This window comes from Kitasatospora putterlickiae, from assembly GCF_039527695.1.
In the GTDB taxonomy this organism is placed as follows: domain Bacteria; phylum Actinomycetota; class Actinomycetes; order Streptomycetales; family Streptomycetaceae; genus Kitasatospora; species Kitasatospora putterlickiae.
On sequence record NZ_BAAAKJ010000027.1, the window covers coordinates 42,381 to 47,902 of the forward strand.

Annotated in this window: 3 protein-coding genes; all 3 read right to left on the minus strand. The window is 73.4% G+C overall.

Features of this window, described 5'->3' with window-relative positions:
- Positions 1-732, minus strand: a 732-nt coding sequence (locus ABD308_RS03540) for an alpha/beta hydrolase (protein ID WP_344325357.1), incomplete at its 3' end; no start/stop codon positions are given.
- A gap of 260 nt (positions 733-992) precedes the next feature.
- Complete coding sequence (locus ABD308_RS03545) at positions 993-3,353, minus strand: Dyp-type peroxidase (RefSeq protein WP_344325360.1); 2,361 nt, start codon at positions 3,351-3,353, stop codon at positions 993-995.
- Between the two features lie 25 nt (positions 3,354-3,378).
- Entirely contained in the window at positions 3,379-5,307 is a 1,929-nt protein-coding gene (locus ABD308_RS03550; protein ID WP_344325363.1) for a galactose oxidase early set domain-containing protein, read from the minus strand.
- Between the last annotated feature and the right edge of the window lie 215 nt (positions 5,308-5,522).

Genomic DNA, 5,522 nt, shown 5'->3' on the forward strand with positions numbered 1-5,522 from the left:
GAGCCGGGAGGTCACCGCGTCGGGGCCGAGGCCGGAGGGGGTGACGTAGCCGGTCCAGGCGACCACCGCGGTGCCGGAGGCCGGGGACTGCCGGCGCTCCTCCTGGTAGAGCGCCCGGGCCATGCCGGCGGGGGAGCGCAGCGGTTCGACGGCCTGGTCGAAGTGGCCGAGGTCGGCGTCGGAGCCGGGGACCAGCACCGCGACCCGGTCGGCGGCGCCGAGGTCGCCCCAGACCTCGGTGAGCAGGCCGCGGCCGCGCGGGTCGAAGGCGAGGATCTGCCGGCCGGGCGCGAGCAGGCTCTGCACGTCGTTGGCCCGGGAGACGGCGAGCGCGCGCTGCTGCGGGGCGAGCGTGTGGTCGGCGGCGCGCGCCCGGGCTCGGTCGCGTTCGGCGGCCAGCGCGATCCGGTTGGCGCGGTAGCGCACGGCGAGCGGGGCGCCGTCGAAGTTGCCGACCACCAGCGGGTAGGCCTCGACCAGCCGGTCCAGGTCGGCGGGGGAGAGCCGGCCGAAGAACTCGGCGGCGGCGGCCGGCGCGGTGGTGGCCGGGTCGGGCAGGTCGTGTCCGTAGGAGTGGTCCTCGACCCAGGCGGCGCTGCCGGCCGGCGGGGTGGAGATGGCCAACTGCTCGGTGGCCGCGGCGGCCTGGGCGGCCACCGCACCGGCGTCGGCGAGGACGGCGGCACCCGCGAAGGCGCCGATCAGGACGTGCTTCCACCGCCGACGGCGCATCGCCTCAACTCCCTGAGAGTCCCGTCACCGATCCCGGACGGGGCCCGAGGGTGGTACGACTGCCAACTTCCGTGCGCAAGCCTAGGGGCCAGGAGGCGCGCTGAGTTCCGCTTAAACTGTGGGATGGATCACATGAACCGGGAGTGTCCCGGATGCGTCCTGGTCGTTCGCGCGAGCCGCTTCGGGTGTACCGGTCCGCCCCCGCGGCCGGTCGGTCGCGGGGGCGGTCTTGGTCGCGGGGGCGGGGCCCGGAGCCCGGGTCAGCTCAGCGAGTTCCAGGCCGAGCACGGGCGCGAGCCGCCGACCAGGCGATCGGGGTGGCCACTGCCGTCGGCCACCGAGATCCGGCGGTAGCTGTCGCCGTGGAACACCCAGTACTCGCTCCTGCCGCCGGTCCGCTGCTGGTCGGGGACGGGCAGGAAGCAGTCCACCGCGGCGACGCCGTTCAGCGAGCCCCACTGGGACAGCTCGCGGTCGGAGCGCTCCAGCACGTCGGCGTGGGCGGCGCCGTCGGCGACCGAGATCAGCCGGTAGCGCTGGCGGCCGCCGGTGGTGTGGAACACCCAGTACCAGCTCTTGCCGCCGGTCCGCTGCTGGTCGGGGACGGGCAGGAAGCAGTCCACCCGGTCGACGCCGTCCAGCGAGCGCCAGGCGGCGAGGTCACGGTCCGGGCGCTCCAGCGCGCCGGTGTGCCCGTAGCCGCCGGTGATCGAGACCACCCGGTAGCGCTGGTGGCCGCCGGTGCTGTGGAACACCCAGTACCAGCTCTTGCCGCCGGGGTTCTGCAGGTCGGGCATCGGCAGCAGGCAGTCGATCCGGCCGATGCCCTGGAAACAGGGCAGCGCGCTCAGCGGGGTGTCGCCCTTGACCAGCCGGTCGGTGTGCGAGGAGCCGTCGGCCACCGAGATCTTGCGGTAGCCGCCGCCGTGGCAGACCCAGAACTGGCTCTGGCCGCCGCTGCGCCACTGGTCCGGGACGGGCAGCAGGTCGTCGCACGGGTAGGCCGGGCCGGCCGGGTAGGCGCTCTGGCCGCCCTGCTGGGTCTGGGTCTGGCTCTGCCCGCCGCCCTGGCCGGCCTGGCCGCTCTGGCCGCCCGCGGCGGTCCGGTCGGGGCCGACGAGCCGCCCGTCGGCGAGCCCCTTCAGGGTGCTGAGGGAGGGCATGAAGGCGTACACCGAACCGGTGGTCCGCACGAACTGGGCGAAGCTCAGCGGGGTGTGCTTGACCGTGCCGTCGGAGTCCCGGCTCTCGAAGTCGACGTCGGAGGCCGCCAGGACAACCGGGTCCTTGCCGGGCACCGGGTTGCGGCCGGGCGGGAAGTCCTCCTGGTCCATCCAGTCGGCCTGGATGAACTCGAACTGCCGCTGGATGTCGGCCTGGTAGGAGATGAACAGCAGCCCGCGCGGGTCGTCCGGGCCGCCCGGGCCCTCGGAGGCCGGGTCGAACGGCGCCCCGTACGGGGTGCCCCGGCGCATGATCCGGCGGCCGTCGAGCGCCTTGGCGTCGAACGGCGGGTGGCTGGGGTCCGGTGCCTGGAGGCCGGCGCGCGGGCTGGTCTTGCGCAGGTGCGACCAGAGCGGGGTGACCAGGCCCTCCAGGTCGTCGCGGAAGTCGAAGTCGTTGTCCGAGGCGGCGACCGGGTCGTTCGGGACGTCGTGGTCCTTGAAGTGGCAGACCGGGGCGCCGGAGCGCCAGCGGCCGACCATCCGGGCCGCCAGCCACTCGGTGGTCGCGGAGTCCGGGACGGCCTTGGCGAGCCTGAGCTCCCTCAGCTTGACCGCGACCTGTGACCACCAGCCGGGCACGTCCTGGGCGAGCCGGCGGACCACCTGGAAGGAGCCGTCGCGGGCCCAGTCGGGGAAGTCCCGGAAGCTGCCCGGGGCGGGTTCCTCGCCGCAGACGAACTCGCCGGCCGGGATGATCCGGGTGCCCGGGTGGCCCTCGACCTCCTCGGGCCGGTTCGGGTCGGGCCGGTCGAAGTCCCGGACGCCCGGCTCGCTGATGCCGTCCTTGAAGCCGAAGTGCTCCTTGCCGCGGCGGCTGCCGAGCAGGGTCTGCGCGTTCTGCTGGTAGACGATCAGCACCCGGCACTCGGCGGCCGCGATCCGCTGGGCCTCGACGGCCGCCTGGAGGTCCTTCTCGGTGTCCGCGGAGAGCTTGAGCACCGCGTGCACCGGCTGGCCCCGCCCGTTGCCGAAGAGCCAGTTCTCGGGGGAGTTGTCGCCGGTGTCGCCGAGCGCGCCGGCCCGCTTGGCCGAGCCCTCCTTGAACGCCTCCAGGCCGCTGCCGACCGGCGGGGGCTTGGCGAAGGGGTCGGTGGTGGAGAGCGTCCGCAGGCCCTCGTAGGTGAAGCTGACGCCGAGCCAGGTCGCCTTGAGGGCCTTGGGGTCGTCGCCGCCGGAGGTCCTGCGGGCCGTGCTGAACGCCTCGTTGAACGCGGCGACCTCGCGGGTGGTGGCGATCTGCGGAGTGAGCTGGCGGACCCAGTCGCGGGCCCGGGCGGCGTCCTCGAACTTGAGGAACAGGACGCTGACGTTGTCCTTCTTGAAGCCGGCCAGGATGTCGCCCTGGATCTCCTCGCTGCCGCGCAGGCGCGGATCCGTGGCCGTTGCCGTTGCCATGGGGGTGGGGTCCTTTCGGGTGGGGTCAGGCGGTGAGCTGGATCCACTTGGCGACGGAGGGCACGCCCTGGTCGTTGAGCAGGTAGAGCATGTACCAGCCGGGCGGGGCGGCCTTGGCGTCCGGCGGGGCCTGGAACTCCAGCCGGTTGCCGGCCCGGCTGCTGAGCCGCAGGTCGAGGTGGCGCTGGCTGGTGTTGACCGAGTGGGTGGAGGTGGTGGGCGAGAGCAGCACCGCCTTGGAGACCAGGCCCGGGGTCTCGGTGGTCACCTGGAAGGTCTGGTTGTAGCCGACGGGCGTGGTCGGCGCCCGGTCGAGGGAGGGGCGGTCGCCCTGGTGCAGGTAGGCCGGCTCGTAGATCTCGATGGTCCCGTTCATGGTGACCGGCGCCGTGGTTCCGGGGATGTCGGCCACCGTGCCGTTGACGTCCGGGTTGTTGGCGAGCTGCTGGAGTTCGTCGCCGGTGACCATGACGCGTCCGTCCGGCAGCACCACGGCGTTGGAGTGGTAGCCGCGCGGCAGCCGCTGGACCGGGCCGAGCTTCCAGTTGCCCTGGTCGTCGCGGAGTTCGACCTGGCGGTACTTGAGGTCGGCGTTCGGGTTGTACGGGCCGTTGCCGTAGTCGCGGATGTCGTAGGCGCCGTTGACGGTCATCAGACGGCCGTTGGGCAGCAGCAGGGTGTCGTCCTGGGTGCGGCCGAAGGCGCGGGACTTCTCGGCGGTCCAGCTGCCGTTGGAGAAGCGCAGGGTGCTGGGGTTGTCCCGGTCGCCGCCGAGGATCAGCGCGGAGTCCGGGCCGTTGACGCCGCCGGGCAGCGGCACGGCCGAGCCGTAGTTGCGCTTGCGGCCGTCCGGGCGGGCGGTCAGGTCGCTGCGGGTCTCCGCGACCGGGTCGAACTTCCACTGCTCGGAGGCCTGCCGGCCGAAGCCGTAGATGTTGCCGTCGTTGAGCGAGAACAGGTGCGGGTAGTCCAGGGAGAACGGGGCGTCGGCCTTGAACCGGTCGACGGGGGTGTTCGTCGGGGTCTCGGTCTTGAGCGAGGGCACCGGGTAGTTCTTGGCGGGGAAGCGCTCGACCACCGGGGTGGGGGTGCCCCAGCCGATCTCGGACTGGCCGGACATGATCAGCTGCCGGCCGTCCGCGCCGGTCACCACCGAGGGGTACCAGCGGCCGACGGACATGTCGGGGTTGCGGGTCCAGGTCTCGGTCCACGGGTCGAAGATCAGCGAGAGCTTGGCGCCGCTGCCGCCGTTGCCGCCGAGGTTGCCGCCGAAGACGCCGAGCATGCCGTTGGGCAGGAACGAGTGGCCGGCGCAGAAGAACGGCGCCGGGCGGGGCTGGTCCAGGCCGTCGGGCATGTTGACCACGGGCGGGGTGACCTGCTTGAACGCGTCCTTGCCGTAGCCCTTGGCCGGGTCCCAGAGGAACGCCCGGCCGGCGTTCTCCTCGCCGATGGTCTGGGTGGGGGCGGGCTCCTTCTCCGGGTTGGTCTCGATCCGCTCGAAGGAGAACAGCAGCACCTTGCCGGTGGGCAGCAGCGCGATGTGGTCGCCGAAGTCGGGGGAGGGGAAGTACTGGTTGAACGCCCCGAAGGTCTCGGCGGCGAAGCCCTGGTTGTGGGTGGCCTGGGACTCCGTCAGCGCGTTCAGCCGGTTGGTGCGGGTGGTCTGCGGGTAGTCGCCGACGCCGCGGATGGCGGCGCGCATCCGGGCGTGCTCCTCGGCGTGCTCCTGGCCGAGCGCGGCGACCTCGTCGTCGCGCAGCTCGGCGAGCATCCGGGGGTCGGCGATCTTGGGGGCGGTGGCGGCCGGGCCGTCCGGGGTGTCGTGGCCGCCGGGGCCGTGGGCGGCGGCGGGGACGACGGCGGACAGCACGGTGCCGGTGGTCAGCGCGCAGACCAGGGCGGTGGCGAACGCGGTCGGAAGGCGCCGGCCGGATCGCGGGGACAGGGACATGGGACTCCTCGAACGGGGGGCGTCCGGCTCGGAACTCCGGGCGGGGGAAGGGGAACGGCCGACGGGGCGGTGCCGGTCGCCGACAGCCAACAGGCCATCACGATGGGTTGCGGTTCGCATGCGGAGTCACTGCGTTCGGCGGGGGCGGGGCCGCAAGCGGGTGAGCGGGGGCGCGCCGGGGTGTGCGGGAACGCGGAAGCGGGCGCGGACCACGA